The sequence below is a fragment of the Streptomyces sp. NPDC007088 genome, from assembly GCF_042869355.1.
Taxonomy (GTDB): Bacteria; Actinomycetota; Actinomycetes; order Streptomycetales; family Streptomycetaceae; genus Streptomyces.
Genome location: NZ_JBIAFO010000017.1, coordinates 124,738 through 149,850, shown reverse-complemented (window position 1 = coordinate 149,850; position 25,113 = coordinate 124,738). Strand labels below are relative to the sequence as shown.

Sequence of the window (25,113 nt, the reverse complement as noted above, 5' to 3'; positions counted from 1 at the left end):
CGCGCCCGGGGCCGGGTCAGTCCTCTGCACAGCCGCGGAGCCGTGCCTCGCGTGCGGACGCTCCGGTCCCGCGCGCGGCGATGTACGCGGTCAGCGTCTCGCACAGGTCCTCGGGGCCGTAGTCGGCGGCCTGTTCCACGGCGTGCGCGTACCGTTCGGGGCCGAGGCGGGAGGCGGTCCGGGCCGCGGTCCGCTCGGCCCGGGAGAACTCCGGTTCGGGGCGCGGGCGGCCCGCGCGCAGCCGCTCGCCGCAGGTGAGGGCCCGTACCGCCTCGTGGTCCTGGTGGAGCGCGGCCAGGGTCGCGGCGCCGAGTTCCACGAGTGCGGCGACGATCGCGTCGGAGCAGAATCCGTCGAGCGCGCCGCGCAGCCCGTCGCGTACGAGTGGCAGGGACTCCCCGGGGCCGTCCTCGGCCGCCGTCACCAGCGCTCCGAGCATGTCCAGCATCACGGTGAACTGCGTTGGCGGACTGCCTCGTTCGGCCTCGGCGCGGGCGGTCTCGTAGTACGCGCGGCCCTCGGCGGTGTCACCGTCCTCCAGGGCCTTCTGGCCGCGCAGCACGGTGATGAAGGCGGCCGCGTCGATCGTTCCGTAGGACTCGGCCGCGGCCGCCGCCTCGTCGAGGTAGGCCGTCATGAGGTCCTTTTTCCCGGCGCGGTAGGCGAGTTCACCGAGGCGGGCCAGCAGGAAGGGCGCCTCGGCGTGCGCCCCGACCTCGTGGGCGAGGCGCAGCGCCTCCTCGAACTGCGGGCGCGCCTCCTCGTGCCGGCCGGTCGCCATCGCGGCCTCGGCGCGGGCGCTGTGGGCCTGGGCGAGCATCCAGCGGTCCCCGGCTCGGGCCGCGACCCGCTGGACCTCGGCGAGGTCCACCTCGATGTCGGGGAACCGGCCGGGCGTGTCCACCGCGACGTGCGTGCGGAACATCAGCGCCACGCCCAGTTCCCAGTCCCCGCCGTAGCGGCGGCAGTTGGCGACCGTCTCGTCGAGCAGGGGCCGCGCGTCCTCGGGTGTGCCGAGGAAGAACGAGGTGAACGCCCACAGGAGCCCCGGGAACCGCGCCGCCTCGGGGCCGCCACCGCGGTAGGCCGCGCGCAGCGCCGCGACGTAGTCGGCCACCTCGCCCCGTCCGGGCGGCTGCTCGGCGCGGGTCTCCGAGAGGAGGAAGAGATGCAGCAGCCGGAGGTTGATCCGGGGCCAGTAGCGTGGGTCGGCCGGATCACCGAAACGGTCCGCGGGCGGGCCGGTGGGGGCGGCGTCCGCCGGTTCGGCGGTCATGCCGGCGGGGGCCGTACCGGTCGCGTCGGCGGACGCGCCGGGGGTCTCGCCGGTGGTTCCGCCGGTGGTTCCGCCGGTGGTTTCGCCGGTGGTCCTGTCGCGCGTCACCTCGGTCGAGGGGGCGGGGGCCGGGGCGGGGGCGGTCACGGGTCTCTGTCGGGTCCCGCCGGGAGCGTCCCCGCCGGAACCGTCCGGTGTTCTGCCAGGAGCGTCTCCGCCAGGTCCACCCGGTGTCCCGCCGGGAGCGTCCCCTCCGGAGCACTCCCGTGTACCGGCCCGACTGTCCTCGCGGCAGTCGTCCGGTGTACCGGCGAGGTCGTCCCGTACCGCGCCGCGTACTCCCCTGTCCCGTCCGAAGTCCCCGTCCCGGCGTTGTCCGCGTGGCCGGTCCTGCGCGTGTCCGGGGGCCGGGTTCCGTCCGCCCGGAACGCTGGGGACCCTGGGGGCGCTGGGGGCGCTGGGGGCGCTGGGGACGAACGCCTCCATCAGTGCGGCCGCGCTCTCGTCGTGCAGGCTCAGCGTGTGGCCGGCCCAGGCGGCGCCCTCCACGCGGTAGTTGCGCAGCCACCAGAACCAGCCGGTACGCAGGACGAGCCCGGTCGCGAGGTCCTCGTCGCGGTCGCGGACCGCGCGGCTCAGGGCGGCCCGGATGTTGTCGAGTTCGGTCTCCGTCCTGCGTATCCAGGGGAGTTGGGCGGCGGAACGCATGAGCGGGTCGGCCTTCGTGACGAAGGCGAGGAAGTACTGGCCGTGGCGTCGGCCTGCCGCGTCGAGCAGGTCGGGCCTGCGGGCGGCGCGCTCGGCGGCGTACTCGTGAATGGTCTCCAGCATGCGGTAGCGCATACCGTCGCCCGCCGGGTCGGGGGCGGCCACCAGCAGTGACTTGTCGACGAGCGAGCCGGTCAGCGCGGCGGCGGGGCCGGAGCACACGGCCTCGGCCGCCGCGAGGTCCCAGCCGCCCGCGAACACGGACGCCTCGCACAGCACGGTGCGCTCGGCCTCGTCCAGGAGTTCCCAGGACCAGTCGACGACGGCGCGCAGGGTCTGCTGCCGGGGCAGGACGGTGCGGCTGCCGCCCGTCAGGAGGCGGAAGCGGTCGTCGAGGCGGTCGGCGATCTGGCGCGGGGTCAGCATCCGCAGGCGGGCGGCGGCGAGTTCGATGGCGAGCGGGAGCCCGTCGAGGCGGCGGCAGATCTCCTCGACGGCCTCGGCGTCGTCCTCGGGCCGGAAGTCCTGCCGGACGGCGGCGCCCCGCTCGGCGAACAGCCGCGCGGCGGGGGCCTCGGGCAGCGGGTCCACGGGGCGTACCGACTCGCCTGGCACCCCGAGGGGTTCGCGGCTCGTGGCGAGGACGGTGAGACGGGGGCAGCGCGTCAGCAGCGTCTCGGCCAGTTCGGCGGCGGCGTCGATGACGTGCTCGCAGTTGTCGAGGATCAGCAGCAGCTCACGCGAGGCGCAGTGGTCGATCAGCAGGTCGAGCGGCTCCTGGGCGGCTCCCGGCCCACGCTCCGACGCCCCCGTGCCGGTACTCGCGCCCAGCAGTGTGTCGCGCAGGCCGAGGGCGCTGACGACGGCGCCCGGTACGGCTTCGGGGCGCTCCAGCGGAGCGAGTTCGGCCAGCCACGCCTGGGGGAGCGCGGCGGCGGCCTCCTCGGCGAGACGGGTCTTGCCGGAGCCGCCCGGTCCGGTCAGCGTGATCAGGCGGGCCGTGCTCAGCTCGGCCCGGATCGCCGCGAGTTCCGGCTCCCGGCCGACGAAGGAGGTCAGCCGGGGCCGCAGGTTGCCCCGGGGCGCGGCGGCGGCCGGACGCGGGGACAGCCGGGCGGGCTGAGCCGGGGAGGCGGGCGGAGCCGGAAAGGCGGGCGGAGCCGGGAAGGCGGGCCGGCCGGCTGCCGGGCCGGTGGGCTGTGAGGCGGTGGGCGGTGGGGCGGTCTCCGTGCCCTCGCTCAGCAACTCTCCGTCCTTGCGCAGCAACTTCCCGTCCTCGCGCAGCGACTCCTTGTCCTCGCGAAGCAACTCCGCGTGGATACGGCGCAGTTCCGGGCCCGGAGAGGTGCCGAGGCGCTCGGCGAGGGTGTGCCGGAGCCGCTCGTACGCGGCGAGGGCGCCGGCGGGTCTGCCGTCCGCGCGCAGGGCGCGCAGCAGGAGGGCGTGGAGGGGTTCGTCGTACGGGGCCGCCCCGGTCAGTTCGCGCAGTTCGGCGACGAGGGCGGCGGGCGGGCGGCCGAGGGCGAGATCGGCCTCGACGCGGTGGCGCAGCGCGGTGCGGCGCAGGTCCTCGGGACGGCGGGCGGCGCCCGGTTCCCCGGGCAGGTCGGCGAGGGCCGGTCCGCGCCACAGGTCCAGCGCCTCGTGCAGCAGCCGGGCCGCGCGTGCGGGCTCGTCCGCGTCGAGGGCGGCCCCGCCCTCCGCCGCGAGCCGCGTGAAACGGTGCAGGTCCACCTCGTCGGGCGGGACGTCGAGGCGGTAGCCGCCGGGCACGGAGGCGATCGCGGAGCGGCCGAGGACCCGGCGCAGCCGCCCGATCAGGGCCTGGAGCGCGGCGGGCGCGTCAAAGGGCGGGTCCTCCTCCCACACCTCGTCGATCAGGGTGTCGACCCCGGCCGTACGGCCCGCGCGCAGGGCGAGCGCCGTCAGGAGCGTGCGGAGGCGGGCGCCGCCGAGACGTAGGGGGGCGCCGGAGTCGTCGTACGCCTCGGTGGCGCCCAGGATTCGATACCGCACCCCGCCATTGTCCCCGGACAGCGGCCGTACGGACGAACCGGAAGGGCGCCCGGCCGTCGTCGGCGGCCGGGCGCGGGCGCCGGTGGCCGGGCGTCGGACACCGGTCGCGACGGGCCGGGCCCGGGTCCTCGGCCCGCGAAGGCGGGCCAGTGGCGGCGCAGTCGTCGGCCGGAGGCGCCGGACAACTGTGGGACAGCGGCAGGACGAACAGCCGGGCAAGAGGGACCCGGCAGCGACGGACGCCGGGCAACCGGGGACCGGCAGCGACCGGACGCCGGGCCGGCCAGCGGCCGGAAACGCCGGGGCCAGGGCCGACGCCGGACAGCGGCCGGGCGCCGGAACGCTTCCGTTCCGGTCCCCTTCCTCACCGCCACCCCTGCTCTCTGCCCCCGGTCCCTGCCCGGTCCCCGGTCCCTGCCCCCGGCCCCGGGTCCCTGCCCCCGGTCCCGCTCCCTGTCCCGGCTCCCTACCCCCGCTGTCCCGCGCCCAGTGCCCCGCGCGTTCCCGGTGCTCCGCGCTGGGCGACGACGGTGCCGGTCGGGATGGCGCGCTGGCGGGTCGGGGTGCCGGTCCAGCAGGTGCCGCGCCGCTCCAGCAGGCGGCGCAGCCACAGTTCCGTCGAGACGAGTTCGGCGAGGCCGTCCACGGGGAGCGGGGCCCCCTCGGCGGCGGCGCGCAGGGCCTTGCGGACGACGCGTGCCTCGACGATGCCCGCCTCGGCGAGCAGCGGGGTGTCGAACAGGCCGAGGAGCTGGTCGACGTGCGCGCGCAGCCCGATCCGCAGGGCCGCCTCCGGTTCGACGGCCGAGGGGGTGCCCCAGCCCTCCGGCAGCTCCCGTACCCCCGCGCCCTCCAGTACGGAGCGCAGGATCGAGGCGCGGGCGCCGGGGCGTACGCGCAGGGCCTCGGGCAGGGCGCGAGCGGCGCGGACGACCTGATTGTCGAGGAACGGGGCGTGCAGTCGCTGGAAACGGACCTCGGCGGCCTGTTCCAGTACGCGCAGGTCGGCGGCGTGCCGGGCGAGGGCGGCGCGGGCCCGGAAGTCGCCGGGACGGCGTCCTGAGCCGGGGCCGGGGCGGGCCGCCGCCTCGTGCAGGCGAACCGATACTTCGGCCAGGGCCTCGCCGGTGAGCCAGCGAGCGGCGGGGCCGGGTCTGGCCCAGGAGAGCGCGGCGATCGAGGCGCTCATCGCCCCGTCGGCCTGCGGGAAGCGCCGGAGTCTGAGCAGTTCGGCGGCGTCCTCCAGGCCCGCCCGGTAGGGCGTACGGGCCAGCCGCCGGGCCGCGCCGTACACCTTGCCGGGGACCCTGACGGAGCCCTCGGCCTTGGTGAGCGCGGCGACGGGGCGGACGAGGTGGCGTCTGCGCCGGTCCATGAGGAGGTCGGCGAGGCGCGCGGGGTGGGCGTCGAGGACCTGGCGGGCGCCGTGCCCGGTGAAGTGGTCGGCGCTGCCCGCGAGGAGCCGGGCGCGGTGCCGGGCCGCGCTGACGAGGGCGGGCCCCGGTTCGTCGGTGAGCGGGACCCGCAGGTCGGCGAAGGGCAGGGCCTCCTCGCCACCGGCCACGACGACGTGGTGCAGGCGGGGGTCGGTGGCGAGTGACCCGGCCCGTGCCACCTCGGCTTCGCGGCCCGTGGTGGCGAGGTCGTTGAAGGTGACGGCGAGCAGGCGTTCCCCGGCCCCGGTGCCGTGGCCGAGGAGGGTGCCGGGCATCCCGGGCAGTCCGGCGGCGAGCAGGGCGAGCGTCGCGGAGGCGCTGCCGCCGGAGAGGTCGGCGCCGATGCCGGGCAGCGGTCCGCGTGCGGCGCGCCGTTCGGCGGGGCCCATACCGGGGACCGGGCCGGGGTCGATCCCGGTGCCCGGGATGTGGCGCGGGGCGGTCAGCCGGACGCGTACCGCCTCGACGAGCGCGTCCCGCACCCCGGCGACGGCGCTGTCCGGGTCGACGGGCGCCGCCGAGACGGCGAGCGAGGTCATCTGCTCGTACCCGGCGATCTCGGGGGCCCCGGCCCGCATGATGAGGGCGTGTCCCGGCGGTACGCGGCGCACCCCGGCGTACGGCGTGGAGTCCTGGAGCGCCTCGGGGACGTCGGGGGCGGCGAGCAGGGCCGCGACGTGGCCGATGTCGAGGTTGGCCTCGACGAGGTCGGCGAGCGGGAGGGCGGCGGTCGCGTACGCGGTGCCCGCGGCCCACGGGGTGTGGAAGACGGGGCGGGCACCGGCGAGGTCCCCGGCGACCATGGTGCGTCTGCCGACCTGGACGACCGCCGTGTAGCTGCCGGGCCAGGCCGTGAGGTGGCGCAGCGCCCCGCCCTTCGCGGAGAACAGGGCGACCTTGAGCTGGGCGTCGGTGGCCGCGCAGATGCCGAGGACCGCGATCCTGGTCTCGGCGTCGGCCTTGACCACGCGGATCTCGTCGGGCCGCCAGTCGCCCACGGCCCACAGCGGGTCGGGATCGCCCCACAGGAGCTGCGCGCCCACGGGCTGCACGGTGTCCCCGTCGCCGGGCAGGGAGCCGGGGTGGCCGTCCGCCGACACGGAACCGCCGAGTTCGCCGGGACGGCGTCTGGCGGAGGTGCTGCTCCATCCCACCAACCAGCGCATCTCCGCCTCCACAGCCTGTGGACAACCCGGGTGTCCGTCTCGCGGGGATGTCCGCGAAGTCCTGTGCGACGCCCGCGGTGTCCGGCGCTCCACCCCGGCCCTGCGGCCGGGCGGCATCCGTACGCGCGGACCGCGCGCCGTGGGTGCCGTACGGGACTTCGCGGGCGTCCCCGGGACCATGCTGCCACGAAGAGGGCACCGGCAGGCCGGTACACGGCGGGCGTCGCGGTACGGGGTTTACGCCCTGCTCCACGCACGGGACAGCCGAATGCGCCGGGTGAACGCGCCCCCGGCACAGGCCAGTCGGGGTCCGGCGGCGGACGGCCCGGTGCCGGCGCGGGCGCCGTGGACCGGGTTCTGGCCACCAGCGGTGATCGCCCGCCCCTCCCCGGCAGGAGACGAAGGAAGGCGACGGAAGACGGCAGGGGCCGACGGGAGGCGGCGGGAGGCGGCGGAAGAGGACAGGGGCCGACGGGAGACGACGGAAGACGGCGGGAGACAGCGGAGGACGACGGAAGGCGACGGAAGGCGACAGGGACCGACGGGAGACAGCGAAAGACGACGGACGGCCGTCCCGCTCGCGACGCGACCCGTTGCGAAAGCGATGCCGGTCCGGCGCGGGGGCGGCCCGAGAACGGCATGAGGACGCGACAGGTACGGCGCGGGGCGGGGCGCGGCGAGGACGGCGCGGCTCACGAGGCCGGGCCGGACAGGACGCTCCGCGGTGACTCCAGGCGCCCCACCCACCCCGGACACCCCGCCCGTCACTCCCGTCCGGCCCGCCGGACACCGGCGGTGCGGCCCTGAAGGACGGTATTCAGCCATTCATGTCCGCGCGTGGCGCGCCCCTTCGGCCCCCCGCGGGCTCCGCACCGCCGGCCGCGCGGGAGCCGGGAGCCGGGTGGTACGGGGCGCTCCCGGGGGCCGTACGCGGGGTGTTGCTTCCTCTTCGTGCGGCTTCGTACGCGTTCACACGGGGCGCGGACGGGGAGCGAACGCGGGTCGCACGGGGGCGGGCGCCGATCCCCGAGCCGGAACCGCCCGTCACCACGCGCCCCCGAACGCGCCAGCCGTGCGCCGACGGGCGCCCGCCCCTCGTCGGCCTCCGCACGGGGCCCCGGCACGCCGCCCGCGAGGGTCACGCCGGGGCGCCGGACCGACTGGCGCGCGGCGGCCGGTCGTTGCGGCCACGAAGTGGGAGGACGGGATTCCGCCCGCCTGTGGAGAACCCGTGGAGCTCAGGGGTGGGTGCCGTGGGGCGGGCCCGGAACGAGCCGCGCTCCCGTAAGGAGGAGTTGGTGGGAAGGTGGCGGTAAGTACGGGCGGGTTGGCACCCGGTTGGTTGTCGTCACGCCCCCTCCCCCGCGCCGCCGGCCGCGGGTCCGCCGGCCCCGGCGCCACCGGTCCCGGCCGCGTCTCCCCGGCCCGCCCACGTCCTGCTCACGGCCCCGGCCCCGTCGTCGCGGCCGCGTCCCCCGGCTCTCCCCCGGCCGGGACGCGCGCGGTCCGGGAGGCGCTGCTCGCCTCCCGGACCGGTCCCGCCACCCGCGGGGATTGAGGGCGGCGGACTCCCCCGGCCCACCGCGTGACGCGGCGGGCCGACCCACGCACCCTCCATGAAACCGGCCGGGCGAGGGCCACAGGAGAGCGCACGGCCGGGCGCACGGCACCACGTCAGGAGCACGGGGCAGACGGGCCGGCGGACACCGCCCGCACCCGCGCCCTCGTACGGGAACGGCCGCCCCGCGCCGGCCACGCGGGCGCCCCGTGGCGCAGACGCGGCCGCCCCCGCACCGGGTCGGCGAGCGGCCCCCGTACGCGGACCGCCCTCCCCCGGCGCAGCCCTCACGCGCGCTCCCCGTTCCGTGCCCGGCGAGTTGGCCGACCGCCGCCCGCCCGGCCGGAGCGCCTGGCGACCAACTCGGCCCCGAAGCCGCCAACCCGCCGTCCGCGCACCCGGTGCGGGGCGTCCCGCGCGGCGCCGGGAAGCACGCGACGGGGGCCGCTCGACGGGACGAACGGGGCAGCTCCCGGGGCCCTTCCCGGGACCGCGGGGGGAACCGTGAGTAACGGCCGCGGGGTCGCGGCGCGGGCCGCGCGGCGATCCGTCCGCCCACCGCGCGCCCTGCCCGAAAGGCGCCCTTTGCCGAAGCCGGGGCGCACGGCACCCGCGTACCGTCGAATCAGGTGCCGCACGCACGCACCGCACGCTCCGGCGTACCTCCGCACGGGCAACAATCTCGCCATCCGGAACCACGGCTCTTAACGCTTGGGATGCGGGGAACTACGCTGGGTTTACGAATGCCGCACGCTTATGCCGCTGCGGCAGCCGTCTGTGTCGAGGGGTGGCGCATGTCCAGGGAGCAACGCGGGCCGAACGAGAAACTCGGCGCCGTTCTCGCCCTCGCGGGGATAAGCAACGCGGGGCTTGCGCGGCGGGTCAACGACCTAGGCGGACAGCGAGGTCTGACGCTTCGTTACGACAAGACCTCGGTGGCCCGCTGGGTCTCCAAGGGAATGGTGCCGCAGGGAGCGGCGCCGCATCTCATCGCGGCGGCCATCGGGCAGAAACTGGGCCGGCCGGTCCCGCTGCACGAGATCGGCCTCGCCGACGCCGATCCGACGCCCGAAGTGGGCCTCACCTTCCCGCGCGACGTGGGGAAGGCGGTCAAGTCCGCGACCGAGCTGTACCGGCTGGACCTGGCCGGTCGCCGCTCGGGCGGCGGCATCTGGCAGTCCCTGGCCGGTTCCTTCTCGGTGAGCGCGTACGCGACTCCGGCCTCGCGCTGGCTCATATCCCCGGCCGACAGCTCGGTCGCGAGGGAACTCGCCGCCGCCTCCCCCGGGGACGGCGGCGGTACGCCGATGCGAGTCGGCCACAGCGACGTGCAGAAACTGCGCGAGGCGGCCGAGGACGCGCGGCGCTGGGACTCCAAGTACGGCGGCGGGGACTGGCGTTCCTCGATGGTCCCGGAGTGCCTGCGGGTCGAGGCGGCCCCGCTGCTGCTGGGCGCCTACTCGGACGACGTGGGCCGGGCCCTGTTCGGGGCGAGCGCCGAACTCACGCGGCTCGCGGGCTGGATGGCCTTCGACACCGGTCAGCAGGAGGCCGCCCAGCGCTACTACATCCAGGCGCTGCGGCTGGCCCGCGCCGCCGCCGACGTGCCCCTGGGCGGCTACGTCCTGGCGACGATGTCGCTCCAGGCGACCTACCGGGGCTTCGGCGACGAGGGCGTGGACCTCGCGCAGGCCGCCGTGGAACGCAACCGGGGGCTGGCCACGGCCCGCACCATGAGCTTCTTCCGCCTCGTCGAGGCCCGTGCGCACGCGCGGGCCGCCGACGCCCCGGCCGCCTCGGCGGCGCTGCGCGCCTCGGAGAGCTGGCTGGAGCGGTCGCGGCCGGGCGACGAGGACCCGGCGTGGCTCGGCTTCTACGGCGAGGACCGCTTCGCGGCGGACGCCGCCGAGTGCTACCGCGACCTGAAGCACCCGCGCCAGGTGCGGCGCTTCACCGAGCAGGCGCTGTCCCGGCCGACGGAGGAGTACGTGCGTTCGCACGGGCTGCGGCTCGTCGTGTCGGCCGTCGCGGAACTGGAGTCGGGCAACCTCGACGCGGCCTGCGAACAGGGCGTGCGGGCCGTCGAGGTCGCGGGCCGGATCTCCTCGGCGCGCACCACGGAGTACGTCAAGGACCTGCTGCGCAAGCTGGAGCCGTACGGGGACGAACCGCGCGTGGTGGAGCTGCGCGAACGGGCCCGCCCCCTGCTGGTGGCCCCCGCCTGAGCCGAGCGGGGCGCGCACAGGTTCGAACCCGTTGTCAGTGGGGCAGTGCACTATCGGACGCAGGGTGCGCGCGGGGCGCGGCACCGGCGGTGATGGGCGGGTGCCCGGTGGCGGCTTTGGGAGGTGGCGGCGCGTGCTGGTGACAGGAGGGCGCTTCGACTGCGAGGTGCTGGTGATCGGCGCCGGCCTCGTCGGGCTGTCCACGGCGTACGCGCTGGCGCGCTCGGCCCCCGGCGCCCGCGTCGTGGTCCTGGAGAAGGAGCCGGGGCCCGCCCGCCACCAGAGCGGGCACAACAGCGGCGTGATCCACAGCGGTCTGTACTACCCGCCCGGTTCCCTCAAGGCGCGGTACGCGACGCGGGGCGCCGCCGAGATGACGGCCTTCTGTGCCGAGGCGGGCATCGCGCACGCGGTGACCGGGAAACTCGTCGTGGCCACCGAGCGCGCCGAACTGCCCCGGCTGCACGCCCTGGCGCAGCGCGGCCGGGCCAACGGCCTCGCGGTGTCCGAGCTGGGCCCGGCGCAGATCAGGGAGCGGGAACCGGAGGTACGGGGCCTGGCCGCGCTGCGCGTCGAGGCCACGGGCGTGTGCGACTACCCGGCGGTGGCCCGCGAGCTGGCCCGCGCCTCGGGGGCCGAGCTGCGGTACGGGGCGGAGGTCACCCGGATCTCGCGGCGCGCCGCGCGGGGCGTCGCGGTCCAGGTCGACACGGCGGGCACCGGGGGCGGCCCGGGGCGCCGCGAGGTGCTGCGCGCGCGGGTCCTGGTGAACTGCGGAGGGCTGCACAGCGACCGCCTGGCGCGGCTGGCCGGGGACGAACCGGGCGTGCGGATCGTGCCCTTCCGCGGCGAGTACTACGAGCTGACCCGGCCGGAACTGGTGCGGGGCCTGGTCTACCCGGTGCCCGACCCGGCCTTCCCCTTCCTCGGCACCCATCTGACCCGGGGCGTCGACGGGAGGGTGCACGTCGGGCCGAACGCGGTGCCCGCGCTGGCCCGCGAGGGCTACGAGCGGGGCCGGGTCGTGCCCGGCGAGCTGGCGGCCACCCTGCTGTGGCCCGGCAGCAGACAGCTGGCCCGGCGGCACTGGCGGTACGGCGTGGGCGAGCTGCACCGCTCGCTGTCGAAGCGGGCCTTCACCGCCTCGGTGCGCCGGCTGCTCCCCGAGGCCACGGAGGCGGACCTGCGGCCCGCCCCGGCGGGGGTCCGCGCCCAGGCCGTCCTGCGGGACGGCACCCTGGCGGACGACTTCCTGATCCGCGAGGCCCCCCGCGCGGTGCACGTCCTGAACGCCCCCTCCCCCGCGGCGACGGCGGCCCTGCCCATCGGCCGCGAGATCGCCCGCCGCGCCCTGAACCTGCTGGGCACCGCGCCGGAGCGGATACCGGTGGGGCGCTGAGCCCTCGGCCCGGGAGCGGGCCGGAGGCCGACGGGGAGCGGGCCGGAGACCGAGGAGCGGCGGGGCGGAGACCGAGGGGAGTGGGGCGGCGGGTTTCCGGTGGCCCCCGTCCGGTTCCGTAGAATCGACGGCATTGTGTCCGAGTACGCCAGCACCAGCCCCAGCAGCCCGAGCGGCCCCCCGGCCGTGCCCGCCCCCGACGCCGCGAGCGGCCCCGCCCCGGTGTCGGCCGTCGCCGCGGCGTCCGTGCCCGCGGCGTCCCTGCCCGGATCGGCCGAGTCCGCCCGGCACGCCCCGTCCACCGGTTCCGCCGAGCCGACCGGTTCCGCCGAAACCGCCGGGCCGGAGTCCGGGCCCGCGGTGCGGCGTTCGCGCGGCCAGGGCCGGATGTTCGTGGAGGGTGCGGGCCCGGCCGCCGATCCGGCCCGTTCGCACAGCGAGCGGCGCATCCGGAGCTTCCAGCCCCGGCGCAGCCGGGTCACCGCCTCGCAGGAGGACGCCCTGCGCCGCCTGTGGTCCCGCTGGGGCCTGGAGGTGGACGGCTCGGGCGTCCTGGACCTGGAGGCGCTGTTCGGTCCGCTCCCCGTCGTCCTGGAGATCGGTTTCGGCATGGGCGAGACGACGGCGCGGATGGCGGCCGCCGACCCCGGCACCGGCATCCTCGCGGTCGACGTGCACACCCCGGGCCAGGGGCACCTGCTGGGCCTCGCCGAGCGGGCCGGGGTGGAGAACCTGCGGGTGGCCAACGGCGACGCCGTGATCCTGCTGCGCGACATGCTCGCCCCCGGCGCCCTGCACGGGGTGCGGGTGTACTTCCCCGACCCGTGGCCGAAGGCGCGCCACCACAAGCGGCGGCTGATCCAGCCCGCCTTCCTCGACCTGGCCGCCCACCGCATGGCGCCCGGCGCCGTCCTGCACTGCGCGACCGACTGGGAGCCGTACGCCGAGCACATGCTGGAGGTGCTGTCCGCGCACCCCGCCTTCGACAACACCGCCCCGGACGGCGGCTGGGCGCCGCGTCCCGCGTTCCGCCCCCGTACCCGCTTCGAGGGCCAGGGCCTCGCGAAGGGCCACGTCGTGCGCGACCTGCTGTTCCGCCGCAACGACGCCCCGGTGCCGGACCCGGTCCGCGCGGAGGCTGGTTAGGGTCGCCGTGTGACCCACAGTTCTCCGCGTCCGGGGGAGCGTGACCCCGGGCCGCGGTGGCCGCGGCGGCGGGGCCCCGGGGGACCGCCCGGCGCCCCGTACCCGGCGGCGCCGCGAGCCGCGGCCCCCGGCCCCGGGGGACCGGCTCCCGCGCCCTGGCGTCCGCGCTGGTGGCAGCGGCGCGCGGTGAAGGCGGGGGCGCTCGTGCTGCTGCTCGCCGTGTCGGGTCTGGTGATCCTCGCGCTGGTGCGGCAGCAGACGGGCACCCGGGGCTTCTTCGTGGGCCTGGGCCTCGCGGTGCTGCCCGTGCCCGCGCTGATCCTCGTCTTCCGGCTGCTGGGCCGGGTGCGTCCGGGGCGCCGGCGCGGCCAGGTCTTCGCGTTCGCCTGGGGCGCCTGCGCGGCGGCGCTCATCGCGATCGTCGCGAACGGTTTCGCGACGCGCTGGATCGAGACGGCGACGGCGGACCGCGCGCACGCGAACACGCTGGGCGCGACCGTCGTCGCCCCGATCGTGGAGGAGAGCGCGAAGGCCGCCGCCGTCCTGCTCGTGGTCCTCTTCCGCCGACGGCAGATCATGGGCGTCGTGGACGCCGTCGTGTACGCCGGGGTCACCGCGGCCGGCTTCGCCTTCACCGAGAACATCCTGTACCTCGGCAACGCCTTCGGCACCGACCACGTCGAGGGCCGGCACGGCCTCGGTTCGGTGACCCTCGCGACCTTCTTCGTCCGCGCCGTCATGTCGCCGTTCGCGCACCCCCTGTTCACGTGCCTGACGGGGGCGGGCTTCGGCCTCGCGGCGCTGCGCCCGGAGCGGCGGCGCGCGCCCCGGGTCCTGCTGCCGCTCGCGGGACTGCTGCTCGCGATGGCGCTGCACGCGACGTGGAACCTCTCGCCGTCCTTCGGCCCGGACGGCTTCCCGCTGGTCTACGGCACGGTCATGGTCCCGGCGCTCGGCCTGCTCACGTGGCTCGTGCTGTGGCACCGCCACCGGGACCTGCGCGCGGTCCGCGAGGAACTGGCGCCCTACGTCGCGGGCGGCTGGTTCCTCCCGCTGGAGCCGCCCGCGCTCGCCTCGACGCGCTCGCGCCGGATCGCCGCCGAGTGGGCCGCGTACCACGGCGACCGGCACGACGTACGGACCGTACGCCGCTACGCCGCCACCGCGACGACCCTCGCCCTGCTGCGCCGGCAGGCCGCCGTGGAGCAGGCGGCGGGCGGCCCCGCCGGAGGGGAGTTCACGCGGCGCGAGCGGGAGCTGCTGGACGCGCTGGCCGAGGGGCGCGACCTCGCCGGTCCCGCCTTCGCCTACACGTGGCGCGTCGCCCCGCCCCGCTCCCACCGGCACCTGCCGGTCCCCGCGGCCTGGAACACCCCGGCGACGGCGCACGGGTACGGGTACGGGCAGGGCCACGGGCACGGCCCCGCGCCCCACGGGAACGCGTCCCCCTCGCCGTACGGGGAGCCCGCGCGGTACGGCGAGGCAAACCCCTACGCCGCGAACCCGCCCCCGCCCCCGGACGCGCCGCGGCCCGCCACCGGCCAGACGTAGGACGTCGGCCGGGGCGGGCCGGGTGGTGCGGGGGGCCGGTCGCGGGGCCGCGCCGCCGCCTCAGGCGGAGGCGGTGGTGAGGCGGCTCAGCTCGTCCTCGGTCAGTTCCAGGCCGGCGACGGCGACGAGCGCCTTGAGCTGCTCGGGGGTGCGCGCGCTGGCGATCGGCGCGGCCACGGTGGGCTGGGCGGCGAGCCAGGCCAGGGCCACGGTCGCCACCTCGGCGCCGTGCGCCTGGGCGACCTCGTCGAGGGCGGTGAGGACCTTCTGCCCGCGCTCGGTCTCCAGGTGCTTCGCGGCGCCCTCGGCGCGCACGCTCTCCACGCTGGTCCCCGGGCGGTACTTGCCGGTGAGGAAGCCGGAGGCGAGCGCGAAGTAGGGGACGGTCGCGAGTCCGGCGCGCGAGGCGACGTCCTGGAGGGCGCCCTCGTAGGTGTCGCGCGAGACGAGGTTGTAGTGCGGCTGGAGCGCGACGTACTTGGCCAGGCCCTCGCGGTCGGAGAAGTCCAGGGACTCCTGGAGACGCTCGGGCGAGATGTTGGACGCGGCGATCGCCCGGACCTTGCCGGCCCTCACGAGTTCGTCGAGGGCGGTGATGATCTCGCCGACCTCGACGGAGGTGTCGTCGAAGTGCGTGTAGTAGAGGTCGATGTAGTCGGTGCCCAGCCGGCGCAGGGAGGCGTCCGCGCCCGCCTTGACGGTGGCGGGGGACAGCCCCTTGAAGTCGGGGTGGGAGCCGACCTTGGTGGCGATGACGACGTCGGAGCGGTTGGAGCGGGCCCGCGTCCACTCCCCGATGATCGTCTCGGACTCGCCGCCCTTGTTGCCCGGGACCCAGTGCGAGTAGGCGTCGGCGGTGTCGACGAAGTTGCCGCCGGCCGCGGCGTAGGCGTCCAGCACCGCGAAGGACTGCTCCCGGTCCGCGGACCAGCCGAACACGTTGCCGCCCAGGGACAGCGGGAAGACGTCGATGCCGGAGGAGCCGAGTGTGCGCGTGGAGGTCATGTGCGCTCTCAACGCCGGGAACGGCATCGCTTATTCCGGATACCGCCGCCCCGTACGCCGCCCACCGCCTCTCGCGCGCGGACCGGGGCCCGGCGGGACAGGCGGTACCCGGCGTGCGGGGCGGCGCCGGATCAGGGGTTCTGCCCCCTGCTGCGGAGCCAGCCCATCGGGTCGATCGCGGCGCCGCCGCCCGGGTGGACCTCCAGGTGCAGGTGGGGCCCCGTGACGTTCCCGGTCGCGCCGACGCGGCCGATGACGTCGCCGGTGGTGACCTGCTGGCCCGCGCTCACCGAGATCGAGGACTGGTGGCAGTACCAGAGCTCGGTGCCGTCGTCGAGTTCGAGGACGGTGCGGTAGCCGTAGGCGCCGGACCAGCCGGCCTCCTTGACGGTCGCCGAGTGGACCGCCTTGAGCGGGGTCCCGGTCGGCGCGGCGAAGTCGAGCCCGGTGTGGTGGCCGGAGGACCACATGGAGCCGCCGTCGCCGAAGTGCGAGGTGAGGGTGTAGGAGGCGACGGGCAGCGTGTAGCTCCTGGCGAGCCGCGCGAGCCGTTCCTCCTCGGCCTTGGCCTTCGCTTCGGCCTCCGCCTTCGCCCTGGCCTCGGCCTGTGCCTTCTTCCGCGCGGTCTCGGCCTTCTTCTGCTCGGTGGCGGCGTGCTCGGCCGCGGCCCGCGCGGCGGCGGCCTCCGCGGCCCGCTGAGCGCTCCGGTCGGCGCTGTCGGCCTGGGTCTCGGCCTGGGTGAGGATGCGGGCGCGCAGGGCCTCACCGGCGTCGGTGGTGCCCTGGTCGAGATCGGCCTGGGTGACTCCGGCGCTGGTGAGCGGGGAGGCGGCGGGGTTGGCCGCGAGCTGGGCGGGGGCGTCGCCGTCCTCGCCCGCGACGTCGTCGATCAGCGTGCCGACTCCGGGCAGCGACCTGGCCTCCGGCAGGGCGTCCTTGACGTCCTTGAGCTTCGGGAAGGACTCGGGAAGCGACAGCTGGACCTTCGGCTTCTCCTGCGCGGTGGCGATACCGCCGGCGCCGACGGCCGCGAGGACGCCGACTCCGAGGACCGTCGAGCTGCGCGCGAGACCGCCGCGCTGCCTGGCGACGCGGTGCCGGCCGCGCACCGGGACGACGGTCTCCTCGGTCGGGTTCCACTCCCCGGTGCCGGGCTCGGGCACCGGGCGGGGGCCGGAGCCCCCGTCGGGGCCGGGGCCGTGGGCTCTCCCGGAGTCGTAGAAGGAGGTGGGGGCGGACCCGGTGGGAGCGGGGGCAGGCGGGTTGGACGCCACGAGGGCGGCACTCCTTTCCTTCCTTCTCGCCTACCGGGTTAGCTGACGGGTTCGGAGCAGGAAGGTCTCCTACGGACACCAGGACGCGATGTCCGATTCACCCCAGGAAGTTGGTTCCCCGGTTCCCTCGCGGGATTCGGCGCGTGCGCGCGGAGCCGTCGCTGTTGACGGCTGGGACGACCGCGCTGCGTTATCGAACGTTAATAGACACGAGGCGTGGATTCCAAGCCGTTCCCGTTGATCATTACGGGCTCCGGCCTGGGCTTAAACGGACATGGGGCATCCGATCCGGACGAGTTGACCGCCCATCCGGAGGGGGCGGAAAACTGACGGTGCGTCAGTTGTTATGGAAGCGCGTCCACCTTCTCACCCTCGGTGACCACCCTCGGACGATCCGTGCGGACCATGCCGGCCGTCCGGTCCCGGGTGCTGTGCGGCGTCGGCGCTCTCCTCCCGAAGGCGCTCCGGAGCGACCGCGGCGGCCCCGGAGCGCGGACGGCGTACGGCGAGCAGCGCCATGTCGTCGGTCGTGGCGCCGCCGGTGTGGTCGCGCACCTCGCGCGTGAGGGTCCTGAGCAGGGCCGCGGGATGCTCGAAGACGCGTCCGCGCAGCCGCTCGACGGGATCGTAGAAGCGGCCCCGGGTGTCGCGCGCCTCGGACAGCCCGTCGGTGTAGAGCAGCAGCATCGCGCCCGGCGGGTACTCCGTCTCCTCGGCGCGGTCGGGCCAGGTGCCCAGCTCCCCCATGCCGAGCGGCAGGGCGTGCTCGCCGGGCGAGAGGACCAGGACCCGGCCGTCGTGGTGCAGCAGGAGCGGTTCGGTGTGCCCGCGGTTGACGACGCGCAGGACGCCGCCGCCGTGCGGGATCTCGACGAGCACGGCGGTCGTGAACCCCTCGAAGGCGTCGAGCGCGCGGCGCCGCGCCCCCTCCCGGGCGAGCGCCCGCTCCAGCCGGGCGGCCACCCCCTCGATGGTGGACTCCTGCTCGGCGGCCTCCCGGAACGCGCCGATCACCACGGACACGGCCTCGACCGCGCCGAGCCCCTTGCCGCGCACGTCGCCGAGGACCATGCGCACGCCGTGCGGGGAGTCCTGCACGGCGTAGAGGTCGCCCCCGATGAACGCGTCGGCCTCGGCGGCCTCGTACTGCGCGGCGATGTCGAAGCCGCCGATCCGGCCGGGCGGCACCGGCAGCACGGCGCGCTGCGCCGCCTCGGCGACGTGCTGCACGGAGGCGAGCTGACGGCCGCCGTGCCGGATCACCAGATTGATCAGCGCGGCCAGGAGACACACGACGGCCACCGTGATCAGTTCCATCACGAACGCCGCGGTCGAGAGGTTGTGCTGGGCGAGGTGCAGGACCGTCGCGAGCACGAGCCCCGCCACCCCGGTCCCCACGGTGACCACGAGCCCCGAGAAGGGCGCGGCGATCAACGGGGCGGCCGTGAAGAAGGGGGCGGCGAAGTAGGTGGGCGGCGCCGTCAGCCCGAAGACGAAACCGGCGGCGAGCAGCAGGGGCGGGAGCGCGCGCACGACGGCCCGCGCCCACCGGTCCCGCCTGCCGCGCCCGCCCAGGACGAGCGGGGGCGGCGGCGGGACCGGCTTGTAGTCGGTGCGGGGGTCGTCGTCGGCAGGACCGGAGGAGGCACCGCCCCCCTCCGCCCCGGCGAAGGACCCGGCGTCCTGGCCGGGCCCGTCCCGGCCGCCGACGGCGCCGTACTCGCCGGGAACGCGGTCCGCACCGCCCGTGCCGGGGGCGCCGCGCTCCTCGGGAGCGCCGTGTTCGTCGGGCTTTCGCGTCCCCACGGCTCGCCTCCCGCCCGCTCTGCGCCCCGCTCCTGCCGTTTCCGTGCTCTCCTCACGTTTCCCCCCAGGAGCGGCTCCGGCTACTTGGGGGCGGCCGAGCGGGTACCGCCCCCGGGAGAGCCGACGGGGACACACGAAAACGCCGGAAGCCCGGTGCACGAATGCACCGGGCTTCCGGTTTTAGTAGCGGGGACAGGATTTGAACCTGCGACCTCTGGGTTATGAGCCCAGCGAGCTACCGAGCTGCTCCACCCCGCGTCGGTAAACACAACTATACGCCATGCCGGGGACGCCCCCGACCACGTGCGGCTCCCTCCGCCGCGGGCCCGGCGCCGCGCCGTCCGGGGCGCCTCACAGCCGTACGAGGGTGACTTCCGTGGCCTTCACGCTGGTCCACACCTCGGTGCCCTCGCGCAGTCCGAGTTCGGCGGCGGCGGCCGGGGTGATCTCGGCGAGCAGTTCCGGGGCGCTGCCGGCCCGGCCCGCGACCAGGACGCGCAGCCGGCTGCCGAGAGCGGTGATCTCGCGGACCGTGCCGGGCCAGACGTTGCGCGGACTGCCGGCCGGCCGTTCCCGGTGGACCGCGACGGCCTCGGGCGCGACGACGGCGAGCGCGCGCAGGCCCGGCCCCGCCGGCGGCCCGGTCTCCCCCGGGTCCGCCGTCCCGGCCGCGAGGAGCGTCCCGCCGCCGTCCAGCGCCAGCGCGCCGTCCCCGGTGAGCGTGCCCGGCCACGCGTTGCGCCCGAGCATCCGCGCGACCCACGCGGAACGCGGCCGCCGGGCCACCTCGGCGGGCGGCGCGTCCTGGAGCGCCCGCCCCTCGTCGAGGACGAGCACCCGGTCGGCGAGCGACACGGCCTCCACGGGGTCGTGCGTGACGACGAGGCAGACCCCGCCGAACCCGTCGAGGTGCCGGCGCAGGGTGTGCCGTACCCGGGCCCGCGTCGTCTGGTCGAGCGCGGCGAGCGGTTCGTCGAGCAGGAGCAGCCGGGGCCGGGCGGCGAGGGCGCGGGCGAGCGCGACGCGCTGGGCCTGGCCGCCGGAGAGCTGGGCGGGGCGCCGGTGCGCGAGGTGCCCCACGCCGAGCCGGTCGAGCCACAGCCGGGCTTCGCGTCGCGCCTCGGCCCGGCGCACGCCGTGGGCGCGCGGCCCGTACGCGGTGTTGCCGAGGGCGCTCAGGTGCGGGAACAGGGCGCCGTCCTGCGGGACCCAGGCCACGCCCCTGCGGTGCGGGGGCAGGCCGGTGACGTCCCGGTCGCCCAGGCGCAGCCGCGCGTGCGCGCGGGGGGTGAGACCGAGCAGGGCGCGCAGCAGCGTCGTCTTGCCCGCGCCGTTGCGCCCGACGACGGCGACGGTCGTACCGGGCGCGGCGTCGAGCGACAGCTCGGTGTACCCGGTGACCTCGGCGTGCAGGGCGTACGGCCGCGCGGCCCTCCCGGGGGCGGCCGGATCGTCCTGCCCCGTGCCGCCGAGGCCGTCGCCGGGCTCCGCGCCGGCGGCGGCCGGCTCCCCGAGCACGGCGGCGGGTTCCCCGGGGACGGCGGCCGGTTCCCCGGGGACGGCGGCCGGTTCCCCGGGGACGGCGGCGGGGGGACCGTGCCCGCGGCTGCCGCCGCCCGTCGTCCACCGGCCGCGCAGCCCCACCAGGACGGCCATGGCGATGGCGAGCAGCAGCAGGGACACCGAGGTCGCGGCCTCCGGGGAGTCCTGGAGCAGGAGGTAGACCTGGAGCGGGAGGGTCTGGGTCGTCCCCGGCAGATTGCCCGCGAAGGTGATCGTGGCCCCGAACTCGCCGAGGGCCCGCGCCCAGGTCAGCGCGGCGCCCGCGGCCAGCCCCGGGGCGACCATCGGCAGCGTGACGGTGGCGAAGACGCGCAGCGGGGAGGCGCCGAGGGAGGCGGCGGTCTCCTCGAACCCCGGCCGCAGTCCGCCGAGGCTGCCCTCCAGGCTGATGACGAGGAAGGGCATCGACACGAAGGTCGCGGCGACGACGGCGCCCGAGGTGTGGAAGGGCAGCACGACGCCGAAGGTGTTCTCCAGCCAGGGCCCGAGCAGCCCGCGCCGCCCGAAGCCGAGCAGCAGCGCGACCCCGCCCACGGTCGGCGGCAGCACCATCGGGAGCAGCACGAGGGACCGTACGAGCACCTTGCCGGGGAAGTCGACCCGGGCGAGCAGCCAGGCGAGGGGCACGCCGAGCAGCAGGGAGAGCCCGAGCGCCCAGAAGGACACGACGAGGGACAGGCGGAGCGCCTCGGTGGTCTCGTGCCGGGTCAGGTGGTCCCCGAGCCGCGACCAGTCGGTGCGCGCGAGCACCCCGAGCAGCGGGACGAGCAGGAACGCGACCCCGAGCAGCGCGGGCACCGCGAGCGCGAGCGGCGCCCGCCGGCGGGCCGTACGGGGGCCGGACCCGCGCGGGCGGTGCCAGGCCGGGCGCTCGGCGGACGGGCGAAGCCCCCGGGGGCCGTCCGCGGGGCGGTCGCCGGGGGCCTCGGTCCGGTGTCCTTCGTCCGTCACGGCTTCTGGAACCCGGCGCCCTGAAGGATCTTCTGGGCCTCGGGGCCGCTGAGCCACCGCACGAAGTCGGCGGTGGCCTCGGTGTGCTTCGAGCCGTTGAGCGCGGCGGCCGGGTAGGAGGCGACGGCGTTCTGCGCGTCGGGGATGTCGACGGCGTCGACCTTGTCCGGGGCGGTGGCCGCGTCGGTCTTGTAGACGATGCCGGCGTCGGCCTCACCCAGCTCGACCTTGCTCAGCACGGCGCGGACGTTGGGCTCCTGCGAGACCGCCTTCACCTTGAGGTGCTGCTTGTCGAGGACCTGCTTCGAGTAGTTGCCGACGGGCACCTCGGGGGCGGCGAGCACGACCTTGAGCTTGCTGTCCGCGAGGTCCTTGAGAGCACCGATCTTCTCCGGGTTGCCCTCGCCAGTGGCGATGACCAGCCGGTTCTTCGCTATGACGGTCGGCGTGCCGGTCTCCCCCTTCAGCCCGTCCATCGTCTTGGTGTCGGCGGTGACGAGCGCGTCGGCGGGGGCGCCCTGCCGGACCTGCGCGGCGAGTTCCTGGGAGCCGGCGAAGGAGAAGGTGAGGGTGATGCCCGGGTTCTCCTTCTCGTACGCGCTCTTCACGGACGTGAACACGTCGGTCAGCGAGGACGCGGCGAGCACGGTGAGCTTCGCCTTCGCGGACTCCTTGACGTCCTTGGCCGCGGAACTGCTCGTGGCGCCCGGGTCCCGCTTCTCCGTGGCCTCGTCGTGGTCGTTCCCGCAGGCGGCGAGCGAACCGGCGAGGACGGCCGTGACGACGGCGGCGGTGGCGCGACGGCGCGCCGGGGACGAGAACGGCGAGAGCGACGAGGGCGAGAACGGCGAGAACGGGGACAGGGACATCGGAAGGTGCTCCTCTGAGTGGGGGAAGTCCGGCGAACCTCGGGGCGAGGAGGACCGGCGGACGGGGCGGACGGCGGAACCGGACGGGGCGGGCGCGGAGGCGGAGGGGGCGGGCACGGGACCGGACGGGGGCGGACGCCCGTGGGGCGGGTGCCCGTGGGGCGGGCGCCCGGCTCAGACCAGATCGATGTGCACGTTGGTGGACTTGACGCGCCCCACGGCCTGCATCCCGACCTCCAGGCCGAGTTCCTCGACGGCCTCCCGGGTGAGCAGGGACACGAGCCGGTGCGGTCCCGCCTGGATCTCGACCTGGGCGGCGACGTCGCCGAGCTTCACGGCGGTGACGATCCCGGGGAAGGCGTTGCGCGCGGAGGTGTACGAGATCTCGTCGTCACCGCCGCCCCCGCCCTGTCCCACCTCTATGGAGAAGGCCGCGAGATCACGCCCCTCGATGAACCGGCGCCCGGCCTCGTCCCGGTGCGTGGCGACCCGCCCGGCGTCCGCCCAGCGGCGCGCGGTGTCGGGACTGACCCCGAGCAGACGCGCGGCCTGACCAATTGTGTAGGACTGCATGTGCGGAAAACTAGGCCCGAACCCCTCGCATCTGCAAGATTTCAGAGGAATTCACGCGGCAGCTGCGAGACTCCGCCACCACGGCTCCCCGCGCCACGCCCCCACCCCCACCCACACGGCTCCGGCTCCCGCCGCGCCGGCGGCCTGGCGAGGGTGAGCGGGAGGAGCCCGTACGGCGCGCGCGGGCCAGGAGGGCTCCCGGGGGACGCGGCGCGGAGCCGGAACTCGCGGGCCACCGCCCCGAGTCGGCGTCCGGAGCGGGACCGGCCCGGCCCCCCGCACGCCCCGCGCCCCCGGGAAACACAGAACGGCCCAGGTCGTCTCCTCTGACCTGGGCCGCCGCTCGGTAGACCGTGTGGGACTCGAACCCACAACCAATGGATTAAAAGTCCACTGCTCTGCCAATTGAGCTAACGGTCCACGTGGTGCAACCCCGAGCATAGCCCGACAGCCCCGGAGAGCCGATCCGGTAGGGGGGTTCGGGGCTGTCGGGCCGGGGCGCCGGCGGGCCCGGCCGGGGGTGCGGGGCGCCGCGTACGTCACAAAGGGGGACAAACGCGACTCCCCGGGTCAGTCCTCCGGTGTCGGCTCCCCCCGCTTCAGGAACCAGTGGCGGGCCGAGGCGAACCACCAGGCGGACGCGGAGCCGAGGACGACCAGGACCGCGACCGGGGCGTAGTTGAAGGTGCCGACCGTGACCGGCGAGACCTGCGGGAGCATGAACAGGACGGTGATCACCAGGACCCAGACCACCGCGATCACGCCGATCGGCCGGGACCAGCGGCCCAGGTGCCAGGGGCCGCGCGCGAAGTCCTCGCCGCGGCGCAGCCGCAACAGGGTCGGCACGACGTAGGCGATGTACAGGCCGATCACCGCGATCGAGGTCACCGCCGCGTAGGCCGTCTCGTTGATCAGGTACGGCAGGCCCAGGACGAGGGCGCCCAGCGCGGCCAGCCACACGGCCGCCACCGGGGTCCTCGTCCGCGGGCTGACCGTGGACCACACCCGGGAGAAGGGCAGCGCCCCGTCCCGCGAGAAGGCGTAGATCATGCGGCTGTTGGCGGTCACCGAGGCCATCCCGCAGAAGAGCTGCGCGCCGATCACCACGAGCAGCAGCAGCTTTCCGCCGGTGGCGCCGACCGCGTCCAGCAGGATCTGCGCGGGCGGCGCCCCGGTCGGGGAGTCCAGCGCGCCCTGATAGGACTGGATCGCGTACGTGAAGCCCAGCAGGAGCACGAACCCGGCGATCCACGAGGTCCAGATCGAGCGGACGATGCCCTTGGGGCCGGCCGTCGCCGCGTCGTGGGTCTCCTCCGTCATGTGCGCGGAGGCGTCGTATCCGGTGAAGGTGTACTGCGCCATCAGCAGGCCGATCAGCACCACGTACAGGCCGCTGCCCCAGCCCGTGTTGTTGACGAACTCGGTGAACACGTAGGTCGTGGACCGGTGGTGGTCCGGGACGAAGGCGAGCGCGCCGACGATCACCGCGACCCCGGCGACGTGCCACCACACGCTGACGCTGTTGAGCAGGCCGACGATGCGCACGCCGAACGTGTTCAGCAGCCCGTGCAGCACGAGGATCGCCGCGAACAGCAGGATCGTGCGGCCCGGCGTCACCCCGAAATCGAACTGGAGGTTGAGGTAGGCCCCGAGGAAGGAGGCCGCGCCGAAGTCGATGCCGGCGGTCACCGCGACCTGCCCCAGCACGTTGAACCAGCCCGTGAACCAGGCCCAGGCCGCCGCCGAGCGCTCCGGGGCCAGCCGGTGCGCCCAGAAGTACAGACCGGCCGAGGTCGGGTACGCCGAGCAGATCTCGGCCATCGCGAGGCCCACGAACAGCGTCATGAGCCCGACACCGACCCAGCCCCAGGTGATGAGCGCGGGCCCGCCCGTGTTCATGCCGAAGAGGTAGAGGGTCAGACAGCCCGAGAGCACCGAGATGATCGTGAAGGACACCGCGTAGTTCGAGAACGCGGACATCCTGCGGGCCAGCACCTGCGTGTACCCGAGCTGCGCGAGCCGCTCCTCGTCCGTGCCCGTACCGGGGCCCTCACCCGTACCGCCGCCGAGGCCGTCCCCGGCTTCCGATGTAGTTGTCATGTGCGCTGCGATGCCCACGCGCGGCGGCCCGCAACCGCCGTGGCCCCCGCCCCTTCCGCCACGGCCGCTCACGCGCGCGGCACGGCGAAGGGCCCGTACGGCGTGCTCGCCGTACGGGCCCTTCGTCAGTCACTCAGCCGGTGGAACCGGTCGGTCAGCCGTTCCGCTTCCAGCGGGGCTTCTCGTCGCGGCGGCCGAAGGAGGAGGAACCGGCGCCCCGGTCGTCCCGCCGGTTGAACGGGCGGTCGCCCGTGCCCCGGTGGTCGCGGTTGAAGGGGCGGTCGCCCGCGCCGCGGTGCGGACGGCTGCCGCTGTCGCGGTTGAACGAGGGACGGTCGTCACGGCGCTCGAAGGAACGCCCGCCGCGCTCGCCGCCGCGGTCGTCACGGCGCTCGAAGGGACGGCCACCGCGCTCGCCGCCGCGGTCGTCCCGCCGGTTGTCCCGCCCGAACGAGGGACGGTCCCCGCCACGGCGGTCGTCACGGTCCCGG

The 25,113-nt window shown here is 75.9% G+C and carries 13 protein-coding genes, 2 tRNA genes, 1 pseudogene and 1 riboswitch; of the genes and pseudogenes, 4 read left to right on the top strand and 12 right to left on the bottom strand.

What is annotated here, in order from left to right; genetic code table 11:
* Window positions 1-16: 16 nt before the first annotated feature.
* Together ACFYMP_RS24730 and ACFYMP_RS24725 are read right to left on the bottom strand one after the other, a co-directional pair.
* Window positions 17-4,000 (bottom strand): BTAD domain-containing putative transcriptional regulator, encoded by a 3,984-nt coding sequence (locus ACFYMP_RS24730; protein ID WP_388861548.1) that lies wholly within the window; start codon window positions 3,998-4,000, stop codon window positions 17-19.
* A 466-nt stretch (window positions 4,001-4,466) separates the two neighbouring features.
* Window positions 4,467-6,602, bottom strand: a complete 2,136-nt coding sequence (locus ACFYMP_RS24725) for an asparagine synthase-related protein (RefSeq protein WP_388861546.1) — start codon at window positions 6,600-6,602, stop codon at window positions 4,467-4,469.
* Window positions 6,603-8,954: 2,352 nt separating this feature from the next.
* On the opposite strand from ACFYMP_RS24725, the gene ACFYMP_RS24720 reads away from it, so the two are divergent.
* From ACFYMP_RS24720 to ACFYMP_RS24705, 4 genes are all read left to right on the top strand, one after another.
* Window positions 8,955-10,385, top strand: coding sequence for a sporulation protein (locus ACFYMP_RS24720; protein ID WP_388861544.1), 1,431 nt, complete (start codon window positions 8,955-8,957; stop codon window positions 10,383-10,385).
* Window positions 10,386-10,518: 133 nt separating this feature from the next.
* Window positions 10,519-11,784 (top strand): L-2-hydroxyglutarate oxidase, encoded by a 1,266-nt coding sequence (gene lhgO / locus ACFYMP_RS24715; protein ID WP_388861542.1) that lies wholly within the window; start codon window positions 10,519-10,521, stop codon window positions 11,782-11,784.
* A 246-nt stretch (window positions 11,785-12,030) separates the two neighbouring features.
* Window positions 12,031-12,930 carry a tRNA (guanosine(46)-N7)-methyltransferase TrmB gene (gene trmB / locus ACFYMP_RS24710; protein WP_388861564.1) on the top strand — a complete coding sequence of 300 codons (900 nt, stop codon included), beginning with the start codon at window positions 12,031-12,033 and terminating at the stop codon, window positions 12,928-12,930.
* 204 nt (window positions 12,931-13,134) lie between these two features.
* Complete coding sequence (locus tag ACFYMP_RS24705) at window positions 13,135-14,481, top strand: PrsW family intramembrane metalloprotease (protein WP_388861540.1); 1,347 nt, start codon at window positions 13,135-13,137, stop codon at window positions 14,479-14,481.
* Between the two features lie 60 nt (window positions 14,482-14,541).
* Here ACFYMP_RS24705 and ACFYMP_RS24700 read toward each other — a convergent pair whose 3' ends face one another.
* The 10 genes and pseudogenes from ACFYMP_RS24700 to ACFYMP_RS24655 all read right to left on the bottom strand — a co-directional run.
* Window positions 14,542-15,486 carry an aldo/keto reductase gene (locus ACFYMP_RS24700; protein ID WP_388861538.1) on the bottom strand — a complete coding sequence of 315 codons (945 nt, stop codon included), beginning with the start codon at window positions 15,484-15,486 and terminating at the stop codon, window positions 14,542-14,544.
* 131 nt (window positions 15,487-15,617) lie between these two features.
* Window positions 15,618-16,760 carry a M23 family metallopeptidase gene (locus tag ACFYMP_RS24695; protein WP_388861536.1) on the bottom strand — a complete coding sequence of 381 codons (1,143 nt, stop codon included), beginning with the start codon at window positions 16,758-16,760 and terminating at the stop codon, window positions 15,618-15,620.
* 12 nt (window positions 16,761-16,772) lie between these two features.
* A riboswitch (cyclic di-AMP (ydaO/yuaA leader) is annotated at window positions 16,773-16,912 on the bottom strand.
* Between the two features lie 214 nt (window positions 16,913-17,126).
* Complete coding sequence (locus tag ACFYMP_RS24690) at window positions 17,127-18,566, bottom strand: PP2C family protein-serine/threonine phosphatase (protein ID WP_388861534.1); 1,440 nt, start codon at window positions 18,564-18,566, stop codon at window positions 17,127-17,129.
* Between the two features lie 184 nt (window positions 18,567-18,750).
* Window positions 18,751-18,824, bottom strand: a tRNA-Met gene (locus ACFYMP_RS24685).
* 93 nt (window positions 18,825-18,917) lie between these two features.
* Window positions 18,918-20,927 (bottom strand): ABC transporter permease, encoded by a 2,010-nt coding sequence (locus tag ACFYMP_RS24680; RefSeq protein ID WP_388861562.1) that lies wholly within the window; start codon window positions 20,925-20,927, stop codon window positions 18,918-18,920.
* A 149-nt stretch (window positions 20,928-21,076) separates the two neighbouring features.
* Complete coding sequence (gene modA, locus ACFYMP_RS24675) at window positions 21,077-21,949, bottom strand: molybdate ABC transporter substrate-binding protein (RefSeq protein ID WP_388861532.1); 873 nt, start codon at window positions 21,947-21,949, stop codon at window positions 21,077-21,079.
* A 174-nt stretch (window positions 21,950-22,123) separates the two neighbouring features.
* Window positions 22,124-22,522 carry a helix-turn-helix transcriptional regulator gene (locus ACFYMP_RS24670; protein WP_363149849.1) on the bottom strand — a complete coding sequence of 133 codons (399 nt, stop codon included), beginning with the start codon at window positions 22,520-22,522 and terminating at the stop codon, window positions 22,124-22,126.
* Between the two features lie 347 nt (window positions 22,523-22,869).
* A tRNA-Lys gene (locus ACFYMP_RS24665) sits at window positions 22,870-22,942 on the bottom strand.
* Window positions 22,943-23,092: 150 nt separating this feature from the next.
* Window positions 23,093-24,622 carry an amino acid permease gene (locus ACFYMP_RS24660; RefSeq protein ID WP_388861530.1) on the bottom strand — a complete coding sequence of 510 codons (1,530 nt, stop codon included), beginning with the start codon at window positions 24,620-24,622 and terminating at the stop codon, window positions 23,093-23,095.
* Window positions 24,623-24,776: 154 nt separating this feature from the next.
* A pseudogene (locus ACFYMP_RS24655) lies at window positions 24,777-25,113 on the bottom strand (RNA helicase); the annotation flags it as partial.